The sequence below is a fragment of the Oribacterium sinus genome, from assembly GCF_014202695.1.
GTDB lineage: Bacteria > Bacillota > Clostridia > Lachnospirales > Lachnospiraceae > Oribacterium > Oribacterium sinus.
In genome coordinates, this window is sequence record NZ_JACHHH010000002.1 from 73,322 (window position 1) to 97,533 (window position 24,212).

A 24,212-nucleotide genomic window follows, 5' to 3' on the forward strand; every position below is an offset into this window, starting at 1 on the left:
ACATAAAATAGTGAATCACATAAATGAGTTGAAACACATAAAAAACCGGCTTGTGCAAATGAGCAATTGACAACGAAGGGGAAAAGAAAAGTATTTTTCTAAAGAGGAGGAAAGTATGGTTAATGGTTTACATGGAGAGCAAATGCTCCTGGGATTGGCAATCGGTATTGTGTTACTGATTTTCATGGTATTAAAGACAAAGATTCAGGCCTTTTTGGCTCTGATTATCACTACCGTAGTGATTGGTGTAATTGGCGGAATGCCTTTGAATACCATCACCTTGGAAAATGGAACGAAGTTCGGTATTTTGCAGTCTATTACCAGCGGATTTGGAAATACCTTATCCAGCATTGGTATTATTATTGGTTTCGGCGTTATGCTGGGAGCAATCTTTGAGGAAACAGGAGCAGCAAAGCGAATGGCTCTTTGCTTCTTAAAGGTATTTGGAAAGAATAAGGAAGAGGAGGCTTTGGCTTTTACCGGTTTCCTGGTTTCTATTCCTATCTTCTGTGACTCCGGCTTCATTATCCTGTCCCCTATCGCAAAGGCGATTTCCAAGGTTACAAAGAAATCTCTGATTTCTTTGGGGGTAGCTCTTGCAGCAGGTCTCGTAATTACCCATACCATGGTTCCTCCTACACCTGGCCCCTTGGGCGTGTGCGGAATCTTCGGCGTGGATGTAGGACAGTTTATTTTATTGGCGCTGGTACTTTCTATCCCAATGACCATTGTGGCGATTCTTTATGCCAGAAAGTATATTGCTAAGAAGTTAAACTGGGTTATTAATGAAAATGATGAGCTTGTGGAGGCACAGGCCGGTAGTGTAGAGCTTGGAAAAGAAATCAATTTAGGTTCAGAAAATCTTCCCTCTACATTTTCTTCCTTCCTTCCCATTGTTTTACCTGTCATCTTGATTTTAATGAATACCGTATTTACGGCAATGAAGCTTATGGACGGATTTTTCCATATTCTGATTTTCCTGGGACAGCCTATTGTTGCTGTAGGAATCGGCTTATTGACTGCTATTTTCATTCTTGGGAAAAATATGAGCCGTAAGGATATCCTTTCTTCCATGGAAAAGGGAATGATGTCTGCAGGAATCATTATGCTGGTAACCGGTGGCGGTGGAGCTTTAGGACAAATCATCAAGGATTCCGGACTGGGAACCTATATGGCGGAGGGAATTACCGCTATGAACGTACCTATTATCCTGCTTCCTATCGTTATTTCCACTGTAATGCGTTTTATCCAGGGATCCGGAACGGTAGCCATGACTACTGCGGCAAGTATTTCCGCACCGATTATCCTGGCTACCGGAGCTAATCCTGTGGTTTCCGCTTTGGCTTGTTGCGTAGGCTCCTGCTTCTTCAGTTATTTCAATGATAGCTACTTCTGGGTAGTAAACAGAACGCTTGGCGTAAGTGAGGCAAAGGATCAGATTCGTGTTTGGTCCATTACCACAACCATTATCTGGGCAGTAGGATGTTTGGAAGTAATTATCCTTAGCTTTATTATGCACTAATTTTCCGAGGATAAATGTTTGAGGATAAATGGCTTGGTTTCTTTCGGGAAGCTAAGCCATTTTTTTATAAAATATGCTAAGATATTTTCGGAGAAAAGGACCGGAATGCGCTAGGGGAGAAATCATGAAAAAAGAAAAGGTGTTATCAGGAGAACGGCAGCAAAGCATTTTATCCATTTTGGAGAAGGATGGTTCCGTTTCCGTAGATGAACTGGCTAAGCAATTTTCTGTCAGCGGAATGACCATTCGGAGAGATTTAAAATATCTGGAAGAAAAGAACCGGATAGAGCGTTTCCATGGAGGAGCAATCTTGCGAGATGAGGTGCTGTATCAGGAGAAGGAAGTGCAGAATATTGAGGCAAAAAAGCGTATTGCCCAAAGGGCTTTGGAACTTATTAAAGATGCCAAGGTGATTTTCTTGGATGCGGGAACCACCAATAGAGAACTGGCTCTATTATTAAAAGAACGTGAGGGTTTGTCTGTGGTCACCACGGACTTAATGGTTGCCGGCGTTTTACAAAGCGGAAAGGGACGTCTCTTTTTCTGCGGAGGAGAAATCCAGAAAAGTACCGGCTCTGCCCTGGGGAGCTATACAGTAAATCAATTGAAGGATTATTCCTTTGATATCGCCTTCTTAGGGGCTTCTTCCATTAATGAAAAGCTGGAGCTGAGTACGCCTACATTGGAAAAAGTGGCTTTGAAAAAGGCTATTTTGCAGCAGGCAAAGCAGGCTGTTTTGTTGGCAGATGCCAGTAAGTTTGAGAAGCAGGCGATGATGAAGATATGCTCCATTCAGGAATTTGATATTCTGGTAACGGATAAGACATTTTCTGAGAAAGAAAAAAAGGAAGTGGAAAAGCTGGGAGTGAAAGTTGAAGGAGTCGTATGAAGCAAATATCAAATAAAATATCAAAGAAATTATCCCTTGCCCGTTCTTTTGAAAAGGCACATTTTTCGGAGATTCAAAGACAGGAGCGTCCCGGCTTTCATTTAAGCCCTGCGCTAGGCTGGCTCAATGACCCAAATGGTTTCTCCTTCTACAAGGAGGAATACCATCTTTTTTATCAGTATAATCCCTATAGCACCAGATGGGATGCGATGCATTGGGGGCATTGGACTTCCAAGGATTTACTCCACTGGGACTATCAAGAGGCAAGTCTTGCGCCGGATGAAGATTATGAAACCGGTGTTTTTTCCGGTACCGCTATAGCGGATAAGGATGGCTCTCATCTTATTATGTATACGGCGGATTATTCTACGGATTTATCAGGGAAAAATGGGGTTCGAAGAGAAACCCAGTGTATCGCCAGGGGGGATGGGAGAGAGTATCAAAAGTTCCGGGGAAATCCGGTGCTTTCAGAAAAGGACTTGCCGGAAGAATTTACGATGGAAGATTTCCGGGATCCAAAACTTTGGATTGGAAAAGACGGAAAATACTATGCGGTAACCGTGGCCAGAAAGAAGAGAGACAATCTTGGAGCGGCTTTGCTTTTTTCTTCGGAAAATTCGGTGGAATGGCAGTATTTGGACACGATTAGGGAAAATGACGGAAGCTTCGGCGGGATGTGGGAGTGTCCGGATTTCTTTTTTCTGGAAGGTCGTCCTGTGCTTTCAATTTCGGTCATGAATATGAAAAATACAAGCCCCCTGTTTAGGAATGGAAATTGTACCGTTGTGTTTGTGGGGGATACCATAGAGAAAGAAAAAGGTATTTTGCCGGAGTCGCAAAAGGGAAAGGAAGAGAACAGAACAGAAGAGTTTTTGGGAAATTGGATACAGCAGACCATGGAACAGGCGAAGCCCCAGGCTTTGGATTTAGGTTTTGATTTTTATGCGCCACAGACCATGGAAAGAGATGGACGAAGGATTATGGTAGGCTGGATGCAGGCTCCGGAGGGGGGAAGCAATGCTCCGGAGAATGCTAAGTGGTATGGGCAAATGTCTTTTCCCAGAGAACTGTTTTTCCGGGGAGACAGGCTTTGTCAGCGCCCCATTCCGGAGATTCAGAAGCTTTATAAGGATACGGTCGAGTTGGAAATTTTCTGCGAAAAAGAAGAGAAGAGCTATGCAGAATTAGAGGGCAAAGTTCTGGACCTTAGTCTACGAATTTCGTCTTCCAAGGATTGCCTAAAATATCAAGAATGTTCTGAACAGAAAGTAGTTTCTGAACGACAAGAAGTTTTCCAAATGAAATTTGCAAAGCAGGGAGAGAACTATGTCCTCTGTACTTATGATTTTGTAACGGGATTTTTGACTGTGGATAGAAGTCATGCAGGAAGGTCTGCCAGTATTTGTGAAGTAAGAAGGATTTATGTGGGAAGTTCGGAAGAGCTTTCGCTAAGACTTTTGCTGGATCGTTTTTCCTTTGAGATCTTTATAAATGATGGGGAGCAGGCTCTCTCCGGTACTCTTTATGAACTTCCGGCAGAGGCTAAGGAAATCAGCTTCCAAGGAGAAGGGCTGCGTTTACTGGTAGAAAAACACAGCTTAAGGGAGATTGAGCTTGGGGCACTGTAAAGCATGCTTAACAGTGGAACTGCCTCTACATTAAGTTCAGTTCACGGAAGAGTTTTTTTCTGTAGCGTTTATCCCTGGAAGCTTTTTTGATATCTTCCAGTCTGCCACTTTCCGCTAAAATACCCATTAATTGTGCTAACTTTTCACTGCCTTCTTCTCTGCCTTCTTCTCTGCCTTCTTCTAAGGCAGCTTGGCGATAACGTTCTAAAAGAATATTCATATTTTTGTCTCCCTTCTGCATAAAGTCTGTAGATTTAAGTTTTGCTACTCTTTTGGATAGTATTGTAGAATGCATTTGCTTGGGATCGTTGGTATGAAAATCTTCTGCCAGTCTTCCCAAGCTATTATTTTCTATTTTCGAGGTATTAAAGTATATAATATAAGAGCCATCATCAAAGGGCTGGCCATTTTCTTTAATGATTCTTTCAATATGATAGGCTTGTAATTCTTGTTTGAAAATATCTTTAGCTGTAATAAATATAACATAAGTTTTGGGTAATTGCTTGAAATTTTGTCCTTTCTTTAGAGAATGAATATCTATCAGACTGGCGTGAAATCTGGCTCGCTTAGGGATTGCTTCTTGAGAATCATTTTGGATTTCAATGTTATATAGATTGTGATCTTTGTCCTCGCAGTAGCAATCCAAGACAAGAGAATGTCCATGAATATTGGGAGTGTCCTTCTGAACATATTGTTCTTTCAAACGTAAAGAATCATTTTCCATAATAACTTGTAAAATAAATTCAGTACATCGCTTATCCTGCAATACTATTTTGATAAAGATATCATCCATAAGAGTTAGGGATGATATTATAGCTTGTTTTACTTCTAACTGAGAGCTTGATTTTTGTAATGTGTGTTTCTCTTTTGAATTTTCAGGATTGTTTGCTTGAAATTGTGACATGAGATTCTCCTTTTAGAAATAGGAATAAGAAAAGTCTTAGGAAAAATGAGAAGAATAGACAGGATTATGTAGTGCTATTATTGTAAAGGAGTCAATATAAATATACTAGACTCCATATTCGGATAATATCCGTTAATGGATAAGGTGTGCAATAAAATATCTCCTCTCATCCAGGGATAATGGACGAGAAGAGATAGTGGAATTTTTATTCACTTCTTTTTTTATCTTTAAGATTGTATCAGAGCAGGCATGAGTGGTCATTAGCCAAGATTAGCCAACATACAGCATTCCCCTAAAGAGTTCATTTTCGTCTTTTCCATTGATATATAAAGTCCAATTCTGTGTATCTCTTTCAACCGGTACTCGGTAGCAAGTTCCGTTATATTGGAATTGACTAAAATCATTTAGGTTAAAAATGCTGAAGTCCTCATTTCCTTCATTATCTATATATTTTTCATCAATAATTCGCATATCCATGTAAGAGGCATTATCCGTGTACATCAGTAGGAGATAGGAACCGGCGGGGATAGTTCCCTCTTTTAGCACATTTCCATTTACATCTACTTCCTGAACCGGAACATCTTGAATAGCCTGGATAACATGATTGCTGCTTATTTTGTATCGGTTTCCATCCGGTTTCGGATAAGCTTCCGCATCAATCAACCAGTCTATTTCTACAGTATTGGTACTGAGAAAGCCGTTGTCTTCTGCTCCGCAAAACCCTTTAGCATCCGTAAAATTTTCCTTGAGAAGATGCGTGTATTCGATATTGCCTACATTTTTAAAGTAGTATTCTCTAGCAGATAGGTCGACAGACCAGTTTTCCTCCGGTTTTAATTCCATGGTAGAAAGGTCGATTCGATAGAGTAAAGTTACCCCGTCTTCTTCATACTTAAAGAGGTAAATGTAGTATTTTCCGGACTTTTTGAGAAGATAAGGAGTTCCGTCAATGCCTTCCACAGCTCCACTTTCTCTACTGCCGGAAACGACGGAAATATCCAAATAAAACATTCCCTCTTCTTCCTGTTTTTTCAGATAAACGGGCTCCCGTTTTCCGCTTCCGTCCACATCTACATCCAGATACATATTGTCAAAAAGTGGGATTACATAGTCCTCTTCCTTTTTAGTATATTCTTCGACGAATAGATTCTCCCCTTCATCAAAATATACGGTAAGAACCTTGGGGGACTTAAGAGACCGGCCGGTAAGATCGATATCGGAATATATAGAAACGCCCTCCGCATTTACCGTCCAAGTAAGTGCATCTCCCTTTTCTTTTATATCCTGTATAAGTGCAGGAGGAAATTCCACAGCTGTACCCGCGGATTCCTGCGCTCTTTTTTCAGCCAAAGCAAAGAAGCTGTCCCTGTCTTTTACCACATCGGAAAAAGCCAGTCGTTTTCCGCTTACACTATCAAAATTTACAGAATAGTGCTGATACTCGCTTCCACCTCCCGTGTAATCTATGGATTTGGAATTTAAAATACTGACGATGCTTTTGTCTGCTCGGATAACATCGCTATTGGTCTTCACTTCAGGAGTATTTCCTAAGTAGTTCGCCACATTTCTTTTGGCCTCTTCTGAAGTATTAGCGATATTTACCAGCTCTGCAAAATCCTTTTGATAGAGCTCTTCTACTTCCTTGTTATAGTCTTCAAAGGCCTTTCTCAGGGCATTAAATTCTGCCCCCTCCTCCTTCAGCTGTAACTTAGTGCTGTCTATGCTGTAAAGATAATGATAGTTTGCATCCGTGTGCCTTTCTCCGATTTCTTCTAAAAGGATATGGGGCATTCCCATATCTATGCTTTTAGCTTGCGCTTCTTTTTCTTCCCTGCTGTCCTTCTGCTTCTCCTGTGAATCACCGGATTCCGCCCCTCTTTTGTCCGTCCCGCCGGCTTCTTTTTCTGCCTTTGCACAAGACAGGAAAACAAAGCTAAGAAGAAGGAATAATACTAAAAGTAGTTGTTTTTTTGCTTTCATTTCGTCCTCCTTGCCTTTTCTCTTTAAGAGAGTTTAGTTATCCTCTCTGTTTTTGTTCCGTACTATTTAAACATTAATTTTTACTATTTTATCATACTTTGTTTTCGTTTCAATCTGATTTGAAGAGTAGATGGAACGTCAGAACGTATAGGAACTGGAGGGAACTTAGTTGCGCCGGCAACTAAGGCAAGGAAGATGGTTTTTTATATATATTTTTTCAGTTCCCCATACCCCTCTTTTTCCATTTCCTCATAGGGAATAAAGCGGACAGAAGAGGAGTTAATGCAGTAGCGGAGGCCGCCCAGTTCTCTTGGACCGTCATGAAAGACATGACCCAGATGGTAGTCTCCCCCTTGGGAACGGACTTCTATTCTACGCATTCCCAGACTGTTGTCTTCCAGGTAGCGGATTACTTCTCCGGCAATGGGCTTTGCAAAGCTGGGCCATCCGCAAGAGGAGTGAAATTTGTCTTTGGAGGAAAATAACGGTTCTCCGGTGGCTCTATCCACATAAAGCCCTTTAGCATTTGTATCCCAATAAACATTTTCAAAGGGACGGTCTGTGGCGCTATGCACCAGAACATTGTATTCCTCTTTTGTCAGCTTTTCCTGTAGTTCTTTTTCGGAAAGAGGCTGATATTGCTCTGAATCAATCAATGGCTCATCCGCTAGGGCAAGGGAGATGTGGCAGTAGCCTCCCGGATTTTTATTCAGATAATCCTGATGATATTCTTCCGCCGAGTCAAAGGCTTCCAAGGGAAGCACTTCCACCACCAAAGGAGAGCTGTACTGCTCTTGCTCTTTTTTTAGAGCCTCCTGAATGATCTCTTTGTCCTCTTCTTCTACATAGTAGATACCGGTGCGGTATTGGGTGCCCACATCATTTCCCTGCTTATTTAAGCTGGTAGGATCAATAATCCGAAAATAATAGCGCAAAAGATTTTTTAAAGGCAGGCGCTCCGGGTCATAGTCGATTTTTACGGTTTCCGCATGGCCGGTATTGTTGTGACAAACCTCTTTATAGCTGGGATTTCTGCTGTTTCCGTTGGCGTAACCGCAAGAGGTAGAGAGCACTCCCGGAATTCTTTGAAAATAGGCTTCTACCCCCCAAAAGCAACCGCCTGCAAGATATATGGTTTTCTGCATAGTAACTCCTTTCCGATGAAATTGATTTATAATGAAACGGTTCTGTAGCATTGTAGTTTATAGCTATAACATTTGCTGAAAAAATCCTTAGTTTGATAACCAATAGCTTTACTTTAGCACAAATGAGCTGGCAATCTACAAAAATCCCCGGGATTTCCGATTTTTTTAGATTTGTATTCCGAAAAGGAAAACAATGCTATAGTATAGAAAATATCCAGAGCATGATGCTTTGATAAATGCAGCAGCCGGATGTGTATGGACCAGAGATACAGAGGGGCCGGCGCTACAGAAGCAGCGATGTAGGAACTATGGATACAGAAGCAGCGATGTAGAAACCATGGATAAAGAAACTATGGATACAGAAACTATGGATACAGAAACTATGGATACAGAAACTATGGATACAGAAACCGGATTTGTTGGAAGCAGAGATGGAAAAAATAGGAATGGAGAATATAGGAATGGAAAAAGAGCTGAAAATATCGTCCTTTTCCGTAGAGGGAAAGAAAGCGACACTGTATCAACCGCTTGAAAGTGTGGTGGAGAAGAAATTAAATCATGCGAATACAAATACCAGTCTGAACACAAATGGTCAGACTATGGAAGCAAAAGCTTTGGGAGGGAAATTATCAGAAGTCAAATTATCTTCTCCGCTACTGATTCTTCATTGCTTTTCCGAAGAGGAAGAGGCGGTGGTAAAGCTTTTGCAGGGGCAGGAGTACTTTACATTTCCGCTTCTTTGTATCAACAACTTAAACTGGCAGAAGGACATGTGCCCCTGGGATAGTCCTGCTCTTATTAAAAATGAGAAGGATTTTATTGGCGGAGCGGATGAATATTTGTTCCTTTTAGAAAAGGAAATTATCCCGAGGGCGGTAGAAATTCTTGGAGAAGAGCCTACATACTATGCTTTGGCCGGATATTCCTTGGCCGGTCTTTTTGCCCTATATGCCGGCTACCGAAGTTCTTTATTTTCTCGGATTGCTTCTGTCTCCGGCTCCCTTTGGTATCCGGACTTCGTTTCTTTTGCCAAGGAGAAGAAAATGCTGAGCAGAGCGGAGAGGCTCTATCTTTCTTTAGGAACAGAGGAAGCGAGAACCATGCATGCCGTCCTGTCCACCATAGAAAGAAAAACCCGAGAACTGGTAGAGCACTACCAATCCTCGGGATACTGTGTGAATTTTGAGCAAAATCCCGGAAACCATTTTTGTGAAGTGGAGCAAAGAATCGAAAAGGGGATTCGGTGGATCATGGAAGAGTGATTATCTTTTTATCCGATAATTTCTGAAAGCTTTACCTTTCTGTCTTCCATTCTGGACTTCGTGCAGGCATCCGCTGTGGCAATAGCAGCTCTTGCGGCTTCTCCGGTAAGAAGGGGCTTATATTCGTCACTTACTTCCTTGCCGTGCATTACACCATTGAGGAAGGCCATTTCCTTCTTCATAATGCCCTGTAGCCATAGTGGTGGCTTTCTGCCGGGTTTGCCGTATTGAATGGCGCCATCCATTTCCGTACCATGGTAAATGCGGGTTCTGTCCTCGTCTTCCTCTTTGCTTTCATGAAGAAGGAAATGGCTTTCTTTTCCGTCTACCTTCAGAGTGCCGCCGGCATCAAACATATCCAGCTTGATGGCTCCCTCTGTACCCTGAATCAGAAGGTAATGCTCCGGCCAACGGAAGGCGGAACCCCATTCCATCACAGCATAACGGCCATCCTTAAAACGGGCGGTTATGAAAATCATATCATCCTCATCACCAAAGGCTTCGCCTTGGTGAGCCACATTTCCGGCTTCCATAGTAACTTCTTCCGGCATCCCTCCCATGAGGAACTGAACACAATCCAGCTCATGGATGTGGTGATAAAGGTGCCCCCCGGATTTTTCACGAATTTTCTTCCAGGATACGGACTCCTGCACATCTTCCCAGCCGTTTCTGGCAGAGTGGCAATAAAGAACCTTTCCGATTTTTCCTTCGTTAATCAGTTCCTTTGCATGGTGTACACCATTGAAGAAGTTCATGATGTGTCCTGCCATGAAAATCACGTGATTTTCTTCACAGGACTTTACCATTTCGTCACAGTCTGCGTAGGAGAGGGCGATAGGCTTTTCACAAAAAACATTTTTTCCGTGTTTTGCAGCCAAAATTACTGGCTCTTTGTGCAAATAATTTGGAGATGCTACAATCACGCAATTTACATCCGGTCTGGAAACAAGGGATTCCAAGCTTGCTTCTGCATCGCAGGATAATTCTTTCGCAATAGTCTCTCCATTTTCCGGATCATAAACAGCAACGACTTGTGCATCTTCTTGTTCTTTCATGATGCGGGCTAATTCTGCACCGAAATAGCCCACACCCACTACGGCATAATTTATCATGTTTAACTCCTAACTTTTCACGATTTAGGGCTAAATATTCATTTCTTTACTTCTCTTAGTCCCAATCCTCGTTTTTTATTTTCGTTTTTTAAAAGTTGATATAGCTTCTACACTAATTTACTTTACAGCTCCTTCGGAAAGTCCTCCTGCAATCTTATTCTGAATCAGGCAGAAGAAGATAATGGAAGGAACTACTACTAATGTGGAAGCCGCCATCATATCGCCCCAGTCCAATATTTCTGAACCGTTTAGAGAGCGAAGGGCAACAGCCACAGTCATCTTGGAAGTATCATTGATTAGGATTAAAGAGTACAAAAACTCATTCCAAACATTGATAAAGGTATAAATAGCGGTGGCTACGATTCCCGGTGCCACCAGAGGAACCACTACCTGCATAAACACCTGAATTTTGTTTGCTCCGTCTATCTTTGCGGCTTCTTCTATTCCTATGGGAACTGTTTTGAAAAATCCCACCAAAAGCCAAACCGCATAGGGAATACTGAAGGAAAGATACACCAGTACCAATCCGATTCTAGTATTGGTCAGTCCCAGCTTTGCCATTACGATGGAATAAGGAATGGCTAAAAGGATGGGAGGGAAAATGTAGGTGGTCACCAAAACCTTCGATAGTACCGTTCCGATTTTAGGGAAGAATCGAACAATGCCATAGGCAGCCAAGGCAGAAATTGTAATAGCTATTCCTGTTGTGGCTAAGGAAATAATGACACTGTTTCGGATATTTACAATGAAACCCAAATCAAAAATCACATGGCGATAATATTCCAAAGTTACTACTTTTGGAAGAAAGGCTGTGGGATTCCCGGTTAATTCGCCCTTTCCTTTAATGGAGGAAATAATAATCCATAGCAAGGGGAAAACAGCGAAGAAACAGAGGAGCAAGAGGTAGATGTGGCTGATTAAGCTCGCAAAATATTTCTTTCTCATTTATTTTCCTCCCTTTCCCAGCAATTCATAATGGTGAAGTAGATAATGCAAACACTCATTAGGAAAATAAACAGCAGTACTGTTACAGCAGAGGATTTTCCCAGCAGCTTGGTTCCCCATCCCATTTCATAGGCATAAAGGGGAACGGTTTGTGTGCTTCCGGCAGGCCCTCCACCGGTAATCAGATAGATTAAGTCGAAGTTATTGAAAATCCAAACCGTTCTTAGAACCACCAAAAGTCCCATAACCAGTTTGATGTGGGGAATGGTGATGTGTTGAAAAGACTGCAAGGCACTGGCACCATCAATTTTTGCGGCTTCATACTGGTCCTGTGGTACAGTTTGTAAAGCAGATAAGACATTGACCATAATCATCGGTGCTCCGAACCAAATGTTGATGAGTACCAGTACGATAAAAGCCAGATTCTTTTCTGTGAGAAACTGTGGAGCGGTTTCGTAAATTTTCCATTTCACCAAAAGATTCGGCAAAATGCCATAGACTCCGTTTAATATCCAAGTCCAAGAGAAGGCGATAACGATGGAAGGGAAGGCCCAGGGGATAATCAGTAGAGTTTTATACATCCCTTTAAAGAGCTTTACCCGATTTAAGGCCAGAGCAGCAGTGAAGCCCACCAATATCTGTCCCAACAAGGAATATACAGTCCATTTTAAAGAGTTCAAAAAGGCTGCCCAAAATTTGGGATCACTTAGAATATCTTTATAGTTTTTCAGTCCCAGAAAACTGTATCTTGGTCGAATAAGATTCTTACTGGTCATACTGAAAAAGAGACTGGAAAAAATGGGATAGATAAAAAGGGCGGCTACGACAATGACGGCAGGAAGTACAAACAACCATTTCGTATAAGATCTTGTCTTCATTTTCTGACCTACCTTTCTAGTTTGGAGAGGCTGCAAGAAGAAATCTTCTTGCAGCCTCTTCCGAGAAGAAAAAGATTATTGCGTAGCAGCTTCCATTAAGCTGTTTAATTTATCTTCAGCTTCTTTAGCGGCTGTCTTTACATCTGTTCCGTTGGTAATAATATCTTGGAACATTTCTTCAATTACGTGCTGGTTAGTAAGGATTCCTGCCTGTACGCTTGGACCATGCTCAAATCCGATAGCAGTTCCGCCGGGAATCTGAGAAGAAATCACTTCCTCTGCATGGGCAAATTTCTGAATAGTGGGATCCTCTTTATAAGCTTCGGAATCCTCTATGCCCTTAATTGCCGGAAGCATTCCGACAGGAACGGAATGGAGGAATTTCACATAGGTGTCTTCTTCATATAAGGTTTTGATAAAAGCTTCACAAATTTCAGGGTGTTTGGAATTCTTCCAAATGACCAACGGCTGGTTAGAAGTGGTAATGCCCTTCTGCTCTGTACCCTTAATGGTGGGGATGGGATAGCAGTCTACATAATCCAGTAAATCCGGAGAGTTTGCCGCTACACCGGAGATTTGGAATCCGGAGTTAAAGTCAAAAGCGGTTTTCCCCTGATAGTAGAGTGTAGCCTGATCCAATACATTGTAGTTGATAGAATCCTTTGGAGAGCAATCCTTATAGACTTTCAGCCAATAGTTGATTCCTTCTATAGCCAAATCACTGGTAAGGTTAGCCTTTAAATCATCAGTCAGCAAGCTTCCTCCGGCACCCTTAACATAGAAGTTCAGGAAATTGGTGGCTTGGAAGTCCGTAGAGCCACAAGGAAAAGAGAGACCGTAAATACCGTCTTTGGTTAGCGCTTTGGCTTCTTCATAAAGCTCATCCCATGTCTTTGGCACCTCTAAGTTGTTTTTTTCCAGTAAATCCTTGCGAACCCACATCACCATGGCGTGAGAATAGAGAGGAACAGCATAGTTGTTACCGTCTACGGAAAGCTCATTTAATGCGTTTTCATAGAACTTATCCCGTCCGATATCATCAATTAATCCATTCAGCGGAATGATAGCGTCGGAATTAATCATTTCGGAAACCTGACCAACCAGGGCGGTACTCATATCCGGCACATTGCCTGAAGCAAGTCCTGTGGTCCACTTGGTGTAAAAGTCATTCCAGGAAAAGGTTTCAATTTTGATAGTAACCTTTGGATGTTCCTCCATGAACTTATCCGCAGCCTCCTGAATGGTTTCTAATCTTGGCCCCTGGGTAAAGGAATGCCAGAAAGTAATATCTCCCTCCAATTCAGCATTAGCTTCCGCCTTTTCCTCACTGCCCCTGGCTTCGCTGCTGTTTTGCTCAGGAGCTTTGCTTTCTTCCTTTGCGGCACTGCTGCCGCATCCGCTCAGAGCTGTACAAAGCATTGTCAGGCTCAGCATAGCGCTTAAAATCTTTTTTCTCATAAATCTCCTCCTTAGTAGTATGCAAGTGCTATAGGGGAATCCTAGGCATCTTGTTCGCAAGTTTCTTTTGGGACTTGCGATATTTATTTGTGTATAATAACTGATTAATCTGTATAATATAGGAATAAATTAGACGATTCCATAGAAAATAGACCTAATAATAGCATTTTACACTCATAAAACAATGTTTTTACTGTTAATAAGATTTATCCTCTATATTAAATGATAAATAAGAAATATTTTTTATTCTTTTGCAATATGACGATACTGATTTGGCGTACAGCCAAAAGCTCGTTTAAATTCACGGATAAAGTAATTGCTATCTTCATAGCCCAGTTCATAGGCAATATCGTTGATGTGAAGGTTGGAAACCAGTAATTTTCTGGCAGCAGTGGTAAGCTTCAGCTCTTTGACATAGACCATGGGAGACTTTCCCAGCTGGGAACTGAATAAGGAAGTAAATCTTTGCTTACTTAATTCTGCCATTTCCGCTAAACGGCTTGGAGAATATTTTTCATTGGGGTGTAAGAGAATATAATCCACTACCCCCTGGATACGAGAATCCATAGCGGTACCGGATTTTTTGATTTGAGTTCTGATTTTGTCTAAGTCCATTTCATCTCCGTCCTTTTTCCCCTTATTTGTGGTAGGAAGAATACGAGAAGAAAAATCAGAAGCATTTTCTGATTTTTTTTCTATGGACTTTTGGGAATTCAAAGTGTCAAAAGGAAGTTCATTCTGATTTGTTTCGGGATTTACCTTGGCAATGAGAGAGGCAATCAAAAGCTCTAAATATCCCCTGACAAAGAACATCTTTGCAGGGCTCTCTTTTTTTACCCATTGATAGATTTCATCAAAATAAAAGCTTTCTCCCTTGCCCTCCATAATCTTCGGCAAATGATAATAATCCCCCAGTAAGTCCCCTCCTTCAAAGAAAACAGAGCTGGTAAAACGAATACTGGTGAAGGAAAAATGGCTGCTGGTGGCAAAGCAGGAGAGCTGACTTCCCTTGGGGATATAGATGATTTGATCCTTTTTTACAGAATACTCCTGAGAATCTATAAAGAAGCTGGCGGTTCCGGATTCAATGTAGCGGAGCATATTGTAGGGAATACTGCTTTCCGGAAAAATCCAATTTCGCCCAAAGGAATAGCGATCAATATATAAAAAGTGAAAATGAATATTATCAATAGCGCTGTACATAGGATGCCGTCAAACTTTCTGTATATTTTCTATAGGAATAGAAGCTGTCTTATTTAAGTGTTTTCAGTATAAAGGCTTTATAGGAGAAAAGGAATAGAGAGTTTATAAGGGGGGATTAAAATGAGGATATATTGGTAGGAATTATAGATGGACTAGACTGGCTGTTTTATTCTATCTTCGTTATAATAAGACAGTATATTTAGTTTAGAAAGCAGAGTAGTGTAAATGAAAGAAGAAATCAGATTAGAAAAAGAGCGTAAAATAAAGGGAATCATTTCCATAATCCTTTCTGCGGCAAGCTTTGCGGGAATGGCTTTTTTTGTAAAGCTTTCCGGAGATCTGCCTACCATGCAGAAAGCAATGTTTCGAAATTGTGTGGCGGCTTTGATTGCCTTTGTGATGATGCGGCAGCAGGGATTGCATTATTCTGTCCCTAAGGAGCTTAGGATTCCTCTACTTCTTCGTTGTTGTTTTGGAACCTTGGGGATTCTTTGTAACTTTTGGTCAATTACGTATCTGAAGCTGGGGGATGCCAGTATTTTACAGAAAATGGCGCCTTTCTTTGCTATTGTAATGTCTATTTTTATTTTGGGAGAAAAGCCCAATAAGATGGCGATTGTTTCCGTGCTCTTAGCTTTGCTGGGAGCAGCCTTTGTGGTGAAGCCCGGGCAGGGAATCGTGGGACTTCCCGCACTGGTGGCACTTTTTGGCGGATTTTCGGCGGGAACCGCCTATACCTTTGTTCGCAAGGTAGGCTTAGGTGGCGTGAAAGGACCGGTAGTGGTCTTTTCTTTTTCGATGTTTTCCGTTTTGGTATTGCTTCCATTTTTTCTTTTGCAATACAAGCCAATGACTGCACAACAGACTATCTTTTTAATTTTGGCAGGATGTAGTGCGGCGGTGGGTCAGATCTTTGTGACAAAAGCTTATGCCTATGCCCCTGCAAAGGAGATTTCCGTCTTTGACTATTCTCAGGTACTCTTTGCGGCTGTTTTGGGCTTTGTGGTCTTTGGGGAAATTCCGGACGTTTATAGCTTCGTGGGCTATGCCCTCATTTTCGGAACGGCTCTTTGGAAATGGAAGCAGACCGGATCAGAAAATGCAAGTCCTTTGGAAAGAAGAGTTGCAGATATGAGAGCAGGGAAGAACATCCATGAGCATGAGCTACTTGAGGAAGAGGAATAAAATGCAGCCCTTGAATACTTTGTGAAAAAGAGTTATCTTTGATAAAATGTTGCATTTGCAACAAACATATCTTTTATATTGTATACAATAGACTTTGTAAGAAGGATTTAAAGATGCAAGCCCTTTATAAATCTAAAGTTTAAAGCGTTTCTAGGGCAGAACTTTTTAGAGCTTAAAGAGACTTCAAAAACAATGTTTTTAAAGCCTAAAGCATTTTCAAAATCAAAGTCCTTCAGTAAAGAAAGGAGGCTTATGAAAGAAAAAGTCGGAGAAGTGTTTTCCATAGCAAGAGAGAATCCACCGGTACGGGGATGTACCGTCTCCAAGCAGATTCATTCGAGAGAAAACGCCGTTATTTATTTTTCCATGGCGGAGAGGACGGATATTAGTGCAGAGCTTTATCCCTATCATAAGTTACTTTTCGTAGCTGAGGGGGAGATAGAAGTTTACGGAACAGGAGAAGGGAAGTTCCTATCAAAAGGACAGGCCATTCTCACCCCGGTGGAGAAACCGGTGGGAATCCGTAGTGAAAAGGGCGCAGTATACACAGAAATTTCCATAAGGAGGGAAGATTTTATGAATGAAGCAGTAAAAGCAGGTGAGGTTTTTCGTTTGGCAGACTTACTTCCATACCAGGAGGGTAAGATTGTAAACATGGATTTGATGCACAATGAGAAAATGAAGTTTGTGCTGATGTCTTTTTCAGAGGGAACCGGTCTTTCCGAGCATGCAGCGCCGGGAGAGGCTATGGTATTTGCTCTGGAAGGGGAGGCAGTGATTCAGTATGAGGGCGTTGATCATGTGATTCATGCGGGAGAAGAGTTCCATTTTGCCAAGGCAGGTCGACATGCAGTAACAGCAAAGGGAAATTTCAAAATGGCTTTGTTGATTAGTTTGGCGTAAAAGAATATTTAGCATACATAAGAGGATTCTTTAGGAGGAAAAGATGAGAAAAGCGGTAAAGGGAAATGTCAGTTGGATAGGCTATATCGACTGGGAACTACAGCATTTTCATGGAGATGATTATTCTATCATCAACGGTTCCAGCCAAAATGCCTATCTCATCGAGGAAGAGAAGACGGTTTTGATGGATACGGTTTGGACACCCCACCGTTTTGACTTCGTGGAGAATCTGAAAAAGGAAATTGATTTAAAAAAGATTGATTTTATTGTGGCAAATCATGGGGAGTGTGATCATTCCGGCTCCCTTACCACTATTTTGGAAGAGATTCCCGATGTGCCGATTTATTGTACGGAAAATGCGGTAAAAAGCATTGAAGGACAGTATGGCAAGAGGGGCTGGAATTTCCACGTGGTTAAGACCGGGGATTCCTTGGATATCGGAAATGGAAAGAAGCTTATTTTCCTGGAAATGCGGATGCTCCACTGGCCGGATTCCATGGCGACTTTCTTAACCGGAGACAATATTCTTTTCTCCATGGATGCCTTCGGACAGCATTATGCGGTAGAGGAGCTTTTTAACGACAAGGCAAATCAATGCGTTCTCATGAAGGAAGCCATGAAGTACTATGCCAATATCCTGGCCCCCTTCGCTCCGATTTTACGGAAAAAACTGGAAGAGATTACGGCTTTGAATCTGCCTATTGAAATGATTGCTCCTTCCCATGGAGCCATCTGGCGGGAAAACCCCATGCAGATTGTGGAAAAATATGCGGAGTGGGCACAGGATTATCAGGAAGATCAGGTGACGATTGCCTTTGATACCATGTGGGAGGGCACCACAAAGATTGCCTACAGCATTGCGGAGGAGATTCATCGGCAAAGTCCGGATACGGTGGTGAAGGTCTTTAATATTTCCAAGTCGGATAAAAATGAAGTAATGACGGAGGTCTTTAAGTCAAAAGCCATTGCAGTAGGTTCTCCTACGGTGGCAAATTCTATTTTGTCTCCTGTGGCAGGCTGGCTGGAGTTTTTAAAGCAGCTGAAGTTTAAGAAGAAAAAGGCAGCGGCCTTTGGCTGTTATGGCTGGAGCGGAGAGTCCGTGAAGGTTTTGCAGGAGTCCTTAAAGGGGGCAGGATTTTCTGTGATTCCCGAGAATATTCGGGCGGAATGGGTTGCCAAGGAAGAGGATTTTGCGGCGATTCCGGCATTGGTAAGCGCATTGTTAAAAGCAGAGTAGGAGAGGGAAGTATGGCTACATACTGTCGAGATATTGCAGAGGACGAAGAATTTGAGAAAACGAAAACCATGCTTCGTCTTATGTGTGAACTAAATGAAGGAAGGCACTCCGGGGAAGAAGAGGGATATTTATCTGCGGAGGATGTAAGGGCATATTTTCGTAGTAAGCGGAAATGAAATACGTTATGGAGTAGAGGGAGAGGAAGTGACATCCTCTCCCTTGCTTTTTATAAAAAACTTTCTATACTAGGAAGGGTGTTTTCTTCTACTAAAAATAGAGAAGAAGTCGGCGCAAAGCTTGGTAACAATAATAAATTTCGTAATAGCTATAAATGCTGAAGGAAAACGAAAGAAATAAATTCTAATAAGAAAGGCTGCTGGAAGAAAAAGCATGACAGACGCAATCCTACATCGTAAATCACATCGTATTTTCACTCCTGCCCCTCTGTCCGAGGAGGAAATGGCGGCGATTCAAAATAAAATTTCTGAGATCAATCTGGAAACAGGACTTACGATAGAGTTTGAAGAAGACGGCAGTAGAGCATTTCAGGATTTTCGGAAAAGCTACGGACTTTTCAAAAATGTTCGCAGTTTAATTCTCTTAAAGGGAAATGCGGGACTTGCCCATTTTCGGGAGAAAATCGGTTTCTATGGGGAAGAGCTGGTGCTGTTTGTGGAAGAGCTGGGAATAGGAAGCTGCTGGGTTGGAGGAACCTTTGACCGGGAAAGCTTCTGCTATCCGGAGGATGAGCATATTCAGGCGGTAATTGCGCTTGGACACAGCGGAGAAGAGGGAATCGGTAGAAAACTGATTGGCAGTTTATTCCCTATGAAGAAAAAGCCTTGGCATGAACGCATTTCCGGACAGGATTCTTATCCTCATTGGATTCAGGAGGGGATGGAGGCGGTAGCCTTAGCCCCCAGTGCTTTAAATAAGCAAAAGCCGAAGTTCTTTTATGAGCATGGGGAACTTCGGGCTTCGGTACCGGATAATTACGACATGGACATGGTGGATTTGGGGATTGCCAAGTATCATTTTCTGAAAGGGGTGGGAGAGGGAACTTTCCCCTTTGGAAATGGTGCAAAGTATCAAAAAGAAGAGAATTCTTGACATTCTTAATAGCTTAGGGCAAAATAGCATAACAAAGGAAAAACAGCTCCTGCTTTGCGGGAGTTTTTTCTTTGCCCGGTAGTATTAGGGTAAGAAAGTAAGATAGATCTGCATAAAGCAATCGTAAAGCGATCATAAAGCAACTACAAAACAGTAGTATAGGAAGCCAATTAGTAAGAGTGGATATTGTAGAGTAAAGGAGTAGTAGGGATGCCATTACAAAGTATTGCATTGATTTTGTTTATTCTCATGTATGTAGTGATGATTGTGAAGCAGGAATGGAGACTGTATGCCATTTGGGCGGTGGCCCTCCTTTTTGTGGGATTAGGGATATTACAGAGAAATCCCCTCTACCTCCTGTCTGTCATTAACTGGAACGTGATAATGATGATCGGCGGAACTATGGTCATCGTATATTACTTTATTGAATCCAAGATGCCCAACCGTCTGGCGGAGATTATATTGGATAAATGTTCCAATGTGATGTGGGTTATTATTTTGATGTCCTTATTTGCAGGCTCGGTATCCGCCTTTATCGACAATGTGGCAACGGTTTTGATGATTGCTCCTGTGGGACTTGCTATTTGTAAGAAAATCAAAATCAGCCCGATTCCCATGCTTTTATCCATTGCGGTATCCTCCAACTTACAAGGAGCGGCCACCCTAGTAGGGGACACCACTTCCATTATGTTGGGAGGCTATGCCAAGATGAACTTCATGGAGTTTTTCTTTATGAAGGGAAGACCCGGAATGTTCTTTTCCGTAGAGCTGGGAGCCATGGCGACGGTACCGATTATGATGTTTCTATTTAGAAAATTCCGTCAGCCGGTGGAGGCTACGGAAAAAACCGAGGTAGAGGGATATTTTCCCAGTATTGCCTTGATTGGAGTGGTGGTTTCTTTGATTGTGGCTTCCTTTATTCCCAACACTCCCGGAATTATTAACGGTTTGATTTGCTGTGTTATCGCTGTCATCTGTATGGCGGTGGATTTTCATGTGAAGAAAATGCCGGAAAATCTCAAGAAGTCTTTGCTTTCTGTGGATAGAGAGACTCTCTTGATTTTAATGGGGCTTTTCCTTGTGATTCAGGGGATCACGGATGTGGGCTTAATAGACCTTGCGGCGGAGAGTATTGTGAAAATGGGAGGAAATAATCTCTTCCTCTTATACAGCATTATCGTGTGGGGCTCTGTGATATTTTCTGCCTTTATTGACAATATTCCCTATGTAGCAACCATGCTTCCCATCATTACCGGCATTTGCCAGCTCTTACAGATTGAACCCTATCTTCTGTATTTTGGACTCTTGACCGGTGCAACTTTGGGAGGAAATATCACCCCCATCGGAGCCAGTGCCAATATCACAGCAGTAGGCATGTTAAAGCAGGAGGGCTACAAGGTAGGATTCGGCGAATTTATGAAAATCGGAATTCCCTTTACCTTGGCAGCAGCAGGAACCGGCTACCTCTTCGTTTGGTTTATTTGGAGATAAAAAGCAGCTGTAAAAAATCAAAATAATTTTCTATGCAATATAGGTCTGAATTGGGGCACGCTCTTGCTAGCTTCGCCACGTAGCGGATACTAAGCGAAAAACTGCGATTCTCTTGTTTTTCGCAAGTACCGACGGGCTCAGACTACCCCTCATTCAGACCTATATTGCCGAAAATCTCTTTATATTTTGATTTTTTGTAGCTCCTTTTTGCTTCAAGGAAGATATTTCTGAACTTCTGCCTTCATCTCCGTCCATTTCTTTTCCATATCCTTCACCAGGGCAATCTGGGTTCTGGCACGATCCAGGTTATGTCCCGGTCTTTTCACATGGAAGTAGCTGTCCCCCTGCAAATAGTCGGTGAGGAAGCGCATGCCGCATTCTAAAGTCATAATCTTTGCGCCTTCCGGTAGGGAAAGAATCTCTTTCTCCCAAAGAGAGCTTCCGCAGGCCTCTAAAAAGCCCTTGGTATAGAGGGAAAAGAGGGGGAGAGACAGAGAAATTTTGCTCAAATCCTCTTCGTCCTCCGCTCCGGTGTTGGCACCAAAGCGGATGGCATCTCCAAAATCAAAGATGGAAAGTCCCGGCATGACAGTATCCAAGTCAATGATGCAAAGAGCCTTCTCCGTATTGGCATCAAAGAGTACATTGTTTAACTTGGTGTCGTTGTGGCTTACCCGTAGCGGCAATTCTCCCTTTTTTAAAAGCGCCAAAGCATAGGATAAGTCTATCTCATGGGAGAGGAAAAACTGAATTTCCTCTTCACAATCTTTTTTTCTATCGTATTTATCCTCTTCTACAGCCTTCAGAAAATGCTGAAAACGCTGTGGGCTGTCATGGAAGTGGGGGATGGTCTCATGCAATTTTTCTGCGGGAAAGTCTGAAAGCAGCTTTTGAAAATGTCCAAAGGCATAGGCGCTTTCATAAAAGTGTTCCGGTTTTTCTACAAGGTCGAAGGCCTTACAGTCGGTAATATAGAGATACATTCGGAAAAAATTCTTCATCTCGTCTTCGTAATAGAGGCTTCCGTCCTTGGTTTTGATAATCTGCAAGCTTTCCCGTTCCGGATTTCCGCCCTGTTTCTTGATTTCTTCCGTCATAAAGCGGCAGACCAGGTCTACATTTTCCATCAACTCCCTGGGTTTTGTGAAGATTTCACTGTTGATTCGTTGCAGAATATATTTTCTGCCGGCTTCCACCAAAAAGGTATCATTGATATGCCCCGAACCGTAGGGGCTACAGGATTTTACCTCTCCCTCCAAAGTGAATCGGGAAAGGGCATTTTGCAATTCTTCGTTTGTTAATTTGTTTTTCATAGGACTTCCTTTTCAAAAAATGGCATGAGGAAAAAACTGCAGCTTTGCACTGCAAATATTTACGCTTTTTATCCCTTTACACCGCCTCCGGTTACTCCGGCAATAATTCGCTCGGAAAGGAAGAGGTAGAGTACAAAGGTGGGTAAGAAGACAATGATGACAGAGGCAAACATTCCTGCCCAGTCTCCGGTATATTTCATGGAGTTAATCATGGAGTAGAGTCCAACCGCCACAGAACGCACCTGGTCGGAGTTTCCGAAAATCAGGGAAATGAAGTACTCGTTCCAGACATTGATAAAGTTAAAAATGCTGACAGTGATAATGCCCGGTTGTGCCATAGGCAGCATAATCTGCCAAAAGCATTTTCCGGGAGGACAACCGTCGATGGCGGCCGCTTCTTCAAAGGCTCTGGAAATATTGGCAAAAAATCCCATCAGAAAAATCGTGGTGTAAGGTACATTGATGCCCACATAGAGGAAAATCAGGGTAAGTTTGTTGGGGATTACATGATTTAAAATGTCCAGTCCTGCCACCATGGCAAAGAGGGGTAGAACAATCATGACCACCGGTACACCCATGGATGCCACAAAGGCATTTTGCATGAGCTGATTTCCCCTAAAGGAAAAGCGGGAAAGGGCATAGGCTGCCGGTGCACAGACCAAAACCAAAAGAAAAACGGAGCTCAGAGAATAAAAGAGAGAGTTAAAAAAGATGGTGGATACATCGGAATTGACCCAGGCCTTCTCGTAATTCTCCCAGTGGAAACCGGAGGAAAGCAAGTTGTTGGCAAAGATTTCCTTGGTGGTGGAAAAGCTGGCCAAAACCACCCAACCCAGCAAAACCACTGTGAAGAAAATCCAAATCAAAAGTAGCAGATAAGCAGGGGCTAAACGCAACTCCTTCTGCCAACGTATGGGATCTCTATAAGTTTTTTCTTTGGAAAAGAATGACATATTGTTTCTCCTTCTTGTTTATGTTCCTATTCTATCTTTTATACAGACCGGCTTTACGGACTTTTAAAAAATGATTTAGCCATCCTAGACTTGGTAATATGATTTTTCATAATGGAAAATACTTTAGAATCTTAGTTATAGTATTTTCAGCAATTCTAGAACTCCAAATCCTTGTCCTTGAAGAGTCGATTGCAAAGCTGGAAGATTAGGACTACACAAAGGCTTAAGCAAACCCCTACCGCGGCTCCGATTCCCGCATTTCGCTCCGTAACACTGTTTCCTGCTCCGAAAATCTGCATATACATATAGACCATGGGGGTGATGGTCTGGGTGTCCGCCGTTACCGTGGAGAAAAGCTGGGACCAGACGAAGAAGCCTACGCTGCTGACAGACCACATGGTGATATTGGTATGGAACATTCCCTTTAAAAGAGGAAGGGTAATATGTCGGAATTGCTGGAGTCTATTGGCGCCGTCTAAGGTGGCAGCTTCAAAGTAGTCTCCACTGATTCTCTCGATGCCGCTGGCAAAAATCAACATGTGATAGCCCACCATGCCGAAGCAATAGGCAATCAAAAGAGCCATAAACTTATGGTCATTGCTGAGCCATTGAATCCTGGCCAGCTTATCCAGATGTATCATGGTGAAAAAGCTCTTCAGTAAGCCGAATTTCGGGCTGTAAACATACTGAAGCCACATGGTGGCTAAGGCCACTGCAGAAACAATATTGGGAAGATAAATCATGGCACGGAAAAAGCTTTTGCCACGGATTCCGGAGGTTATAATTACTGCAAAAAGAAGGGAAAGGCTGAGCACCAGGATTCCCCCAAAAGCCCAAATCCGGAAGAGATTTCCCATAGAAATCCGGAAAAGGGTGGTGCTTAATAGCTTTTGATAGTTTTCCAATCCCACAAACTGCCATTTGGAAAAGGCATCCGTTACCCCGTCAATCTTAAAGAAGCTCATACACAAGGTTCTCAGGATGGGATAAAGAAACACCAAAAGAAAGAGAATTGCCGCAGGACTGACAAAGGCAAATAGTATAGCAGAATTCTTTTTCACTGTAGCCTCCTAAAAAATTGGCTGTGAAAAAAG

The 24,212-nt window shown here is 42.3% G+C and carries 21 protein-coding genes; 10 read left to right on the forward strand and 11 right to left on the reverse strand.

All coding sequences use genetic code 11. The features are described 5' to 3' along the window. Nucleotides 1-115 precede the first annotated feature (115 nt). The 3 genes from HNQ46_RS02100 to HNQ46_RS02110 all read left to right on the forward strand — a co-directional run bounded on the left by HNQ46_RS02100 (nucleotide 116) and on the right by HNQ46_RS02110 (nucleotide 4,039). Entirely contained in the window at nucleotides 116-1,522 is a 1,407-nt protein-coding gene (locus tag HNQ46_RS02100) for a GntP family permease (protein WP_183682377.1), read from the forward strand. Between the two features lie 124 nt (nucleotides 1,523-1,646). After that, nucleotides 1,647-2,411, forward strand: a complete 765-nt coding sequence (locus HNQ46_RS02105; RefSeq protein WP_183682380.1) for a DeoR/GlpR family DNA-binding transcription regulator — start codon at nucleotides 1,647-1,649, stop codon at nucleotides 2,409-2,411. Next, a complete protein-coding gene (locus HNQ46_RS02110; RefSeq protein WP_183682382.1) occupies nucleotides 2,408-4,039 on the forward strand; it encodes a glycoside hydrolase family 32 protein in 1,632 nt (543 codons plus the stop codon). Before HNQ46_RS02105 ends, HNQ46_RS02110 begins: the two co-directional genes overlap by 4 nt. 25 nt (nucleotides 4,040-4,064) lie before the next feature. On the opposite strand, the gene HNQ46_RS02115 is transcribed toward HNQ46_RS02110, so the two are convergent. The 3 genes from HNQ46_RS02115 to msrA form a co-directional block, all read right to left on the reverse strand. Next, a complete protein-coding gene (locus HNQ46_RS02115) occupies nucleotides 4,065-4,943 on the reverse strand; it encodes a PD-(D/E)XK nuclease family transposase (RefSeq protein WP_183682385.1) in 879 nt (292 codons plus the stop codon). Between the two features lie 270 nt (nucleotides 4,944-5,213). Continuing rightward, nucleotides 5,214-6,923, reverse strand: coding sequence for a hypothetical protein (locus tag HNQ46_RS02120; RefSeq protein WP_183682388.1), 1,710 nt, complete (start codon nucleotides 6,921-6,923; stop codon nucleotides 5,214-5,216). Between the two features lie 203 nt (nucleotides 6,924-7,126). Further along, complete coding sequence (gene msrA / locus HNQ46_RS02125) at nucleotides 7,127-8,068, reverse strand: peptide-methionine (S)-S-oxide reductase MsrA (RefSeq protein WP_183682391.1); 942 nt, start codon at nucleotides 8,066-8,068, stop codon at nucleotides 7,127-7,129. A gap of 431 nt (nucleotides 8,069-8,499) precedes the next feature. Between msrA and HNQ46_RS02130 the strand changes: the two genes are divergently transcribed. Then, nucleotides 8,500-9,330 carry an alpha/beta hydrolase gene (locus tag HNQ46_RS02130; protein WP_183682394.1) on the forward strand — a complete coding sequence of 277 codons (831 nt, stop codon included), beginning with the start codon at nucleotides 8,500-8,502 and terminating at the stop codon, nucleotides 9,328-9,330. 8 nt (nucleotides 9,331-9,338) lie between these two features. Here the strand turns inward: HNQ46_RS02130 and HNQ46_RS02135 are convergent, their stop codons facing one another. The 5 genes from HNQ46_RS02135 to HNQ46_RS02155 form a co-directional block, all read right to left on the reverse strand. Then, the gene (locus HNQ46_RS02135; RefSeq protein ID WP_183682397.1) at nucleotides 9,339-10,442 is read right to left on the reverse strand and encodes a Gfo/Idh/MocA family protein; all 1,104 of its coding nucleotides are present in this window, start codon (nucleotides 10,440-10,442) and stop codon (nucleotides 9,339-9,341) included. Between the two features lie 117 nt (nucleotides 10,443-10,559). Then, a complete protein-coding gene (locus tag HNQ46_RS02140; RefSeq protein WP_183682400.1) occupies nucleotides 10,560-11,387 on the reverse strand; it encodes a carbohydrate ABC transporter permease in 828 nt (275 codons plus the stop codon). Further along, complete coding sequence (locus HNQ46_RS02145) at nucleotides 11,384-12,265, reverse strand: carbohydrate ABC transporter permease (protein WP_183682403.1); 882 nt, start codon at nucleotides 12,263-12,265, stop codon at nucleotides 11,384-11,386. Before HNQ46_RS02145 ends, HNQ46_RS02140 begins: the two co-directional genes overlap by 4 nt. A gap of 75 nt (nucleotides 12,266-12,340) precedes the next feature. Continuing rightward, the gene (locus HNQ46_RS02150; RefSeq protein WP_183682406.1) at nucleotides 12,341-13,723 is read right to left on the reverse strand and encodes an ABC transporter substrate-binding protein; all 1,383 of its coding nucleotides are present in this window, start codon (nucleotides 13,721-13,723) and stop codon (nucleotides 12,341-12,343) included. 243 nt (nucleotides 13,724-13,966) lie between these two features. Next, on the reverse strand, nucleotides 13,967-14,926 hold the full coding sequence (locus tag HNQ46_RS02155; protein ID WP_183682409.1) for a helix-turn-helix domain-containing protein: 960 nt from the start codon (nucleotides 14,924-14,926) through the stop codon (nucleotides 13,967-13,969). Between the two features lie 225 nt (nucleotides 14,927-15,151). Between HNQ46_RS02155 and HNQ46_RS02160 the strand changes: the two genes are divergently transcribed. From HNQ46_RS02160 to HNQ46_RS02185, 6 genes are all read left to right on the forward strand, one after another. Continuing rightward, nucleotides 15,152-16,111 (forward strand): DMT family transporter, encoded by a 960-nt coding sequence (locus tag HNQ46_RS02160; RefSeq protein ID WP_243155811.1) that lies wholly within the window; start codon nucleotides 15,152-15,154, stop codon nucleotides 16,109-16,111. A gap of 252 nt (nucleotides 16,112-16,363) precedes the next feature. Beyond that, on the forward strand, nucleotides 16,364-17,014 hold the full coding sequence (locus tag HNQ46_RS02165) for a cupin domain-containing protein (protein WP_183682412.1): 651 nt from the start codon (nucleotides 16,364-16,366) through the stop codon (nucleotides 17,012-17,014). 43 nt (nucleotides 17,015-17,057) lie between these two features. Further along, nucleotides 17,058-18,251 (forward strand): oxygen-binding di-iron domain-containing protein, encoded by a 1,194-nt coding sequence (locus HNQ46_RS02170; protein ID WP_183682416.1) that lies wholly within the window; start codon nucleotides 17,058-17,060, stop codon nucleotides 18,249-18,251. An 11-nt stretch (nucleotides 18,252-18,262) separates the two neighbouring features. Then, nucleotides 18,263-18,427, forward strand: coding sequence for a hypothetical protein (locus HNQ46_RS02175; protein WP_183682419.1), 165 nt, complete (start codon nucleotides 18,263-18,265; stop codon nucleotides 18,425-18,427). A gap of 214 nt (nucleotides 18,428-18,641) precedes the next feature. Continuing rightward, the gene (locus tag HNQ46_RS02180) at nucleotides 18,642-19,361 is read left to right on the forward strand and encodes a nitroreductase family protein (protein ID WP_183682422.1); all 720 of its coding nucleotides are present in this window, start codon (nucleotides 18,642-18,644) and stop codon (nucleotides 19,359-19,361) included. 210 nt (nucleotides 19,362-19,571) lie between these two features. Next, the gene (locus tag HNQ46_RS02185; protein ID WP_183682425.1) at nucleotides 19,572-20,852 is read left to right on the forward strand and encodes an ArsB/NhaD family transporter; all 1,281 of its coding nucleotides are present in this window, start codon (nucleotides 19,572-19,574) and stop codon (nucleotides 20,850-20,852) included. A 212-nt stretch (nucleotides 20,853-21,064) separates the two neighbouring features. Here the strand turns inward: HNQ46_RS02185 and HNQ46_RS02190 are convergent, their stop codons facing one another. The 3 genes from HNQ46_RS02190 to HNQ46_RS02200 all read right to left on the reverse strand — a co-directional run bounded on the left by HNQ46_RS02190 (nucleotide 21,065) and on the right by HNQ46_RS02200 (nucleotide 24,179). Beyond that, nucleotides 21,065-22,165: a phosphotransferase enzyme family protein gene (locus tag HNQ46_RS02190; RefSeq protein ID WP_183682428.1), complete on the reverse strand. Its 1,101-nt coding sequence runs from the start codon at nucleotides 22,163-22,165 to the stop codon at nucleotides 21,065-21,067. 68 nt (nucleotides 22,166-22,233) lie between these two features. After that, nucleotides 22,234-23,118, reverse strand: a complete 885-nt coding sequence (locus HNQ46_RS02195; protein ID WP_040648774.1) for a carbohydrate ABC transporter permease — start codon at nucleotides 23,116-23,118, stop codon at nucleotides 22,234-22,236. A 155-nt stretch (nucleotides 23,119-23,273) separates the two neighbouring features. Beyond that, a complete protein-coding gene (locus HNQ46_RS02200; RefSeq protein ID WP_183682431.1) occupies nucleotides 23,274-24,179 on the reverse strand; it encodes a carbohydrate ABC transporter permease in 906 nt (301 codons plus the stop codon). Nucleotides 24,180-24,212 lie beyond the last annotated feature (33 nt).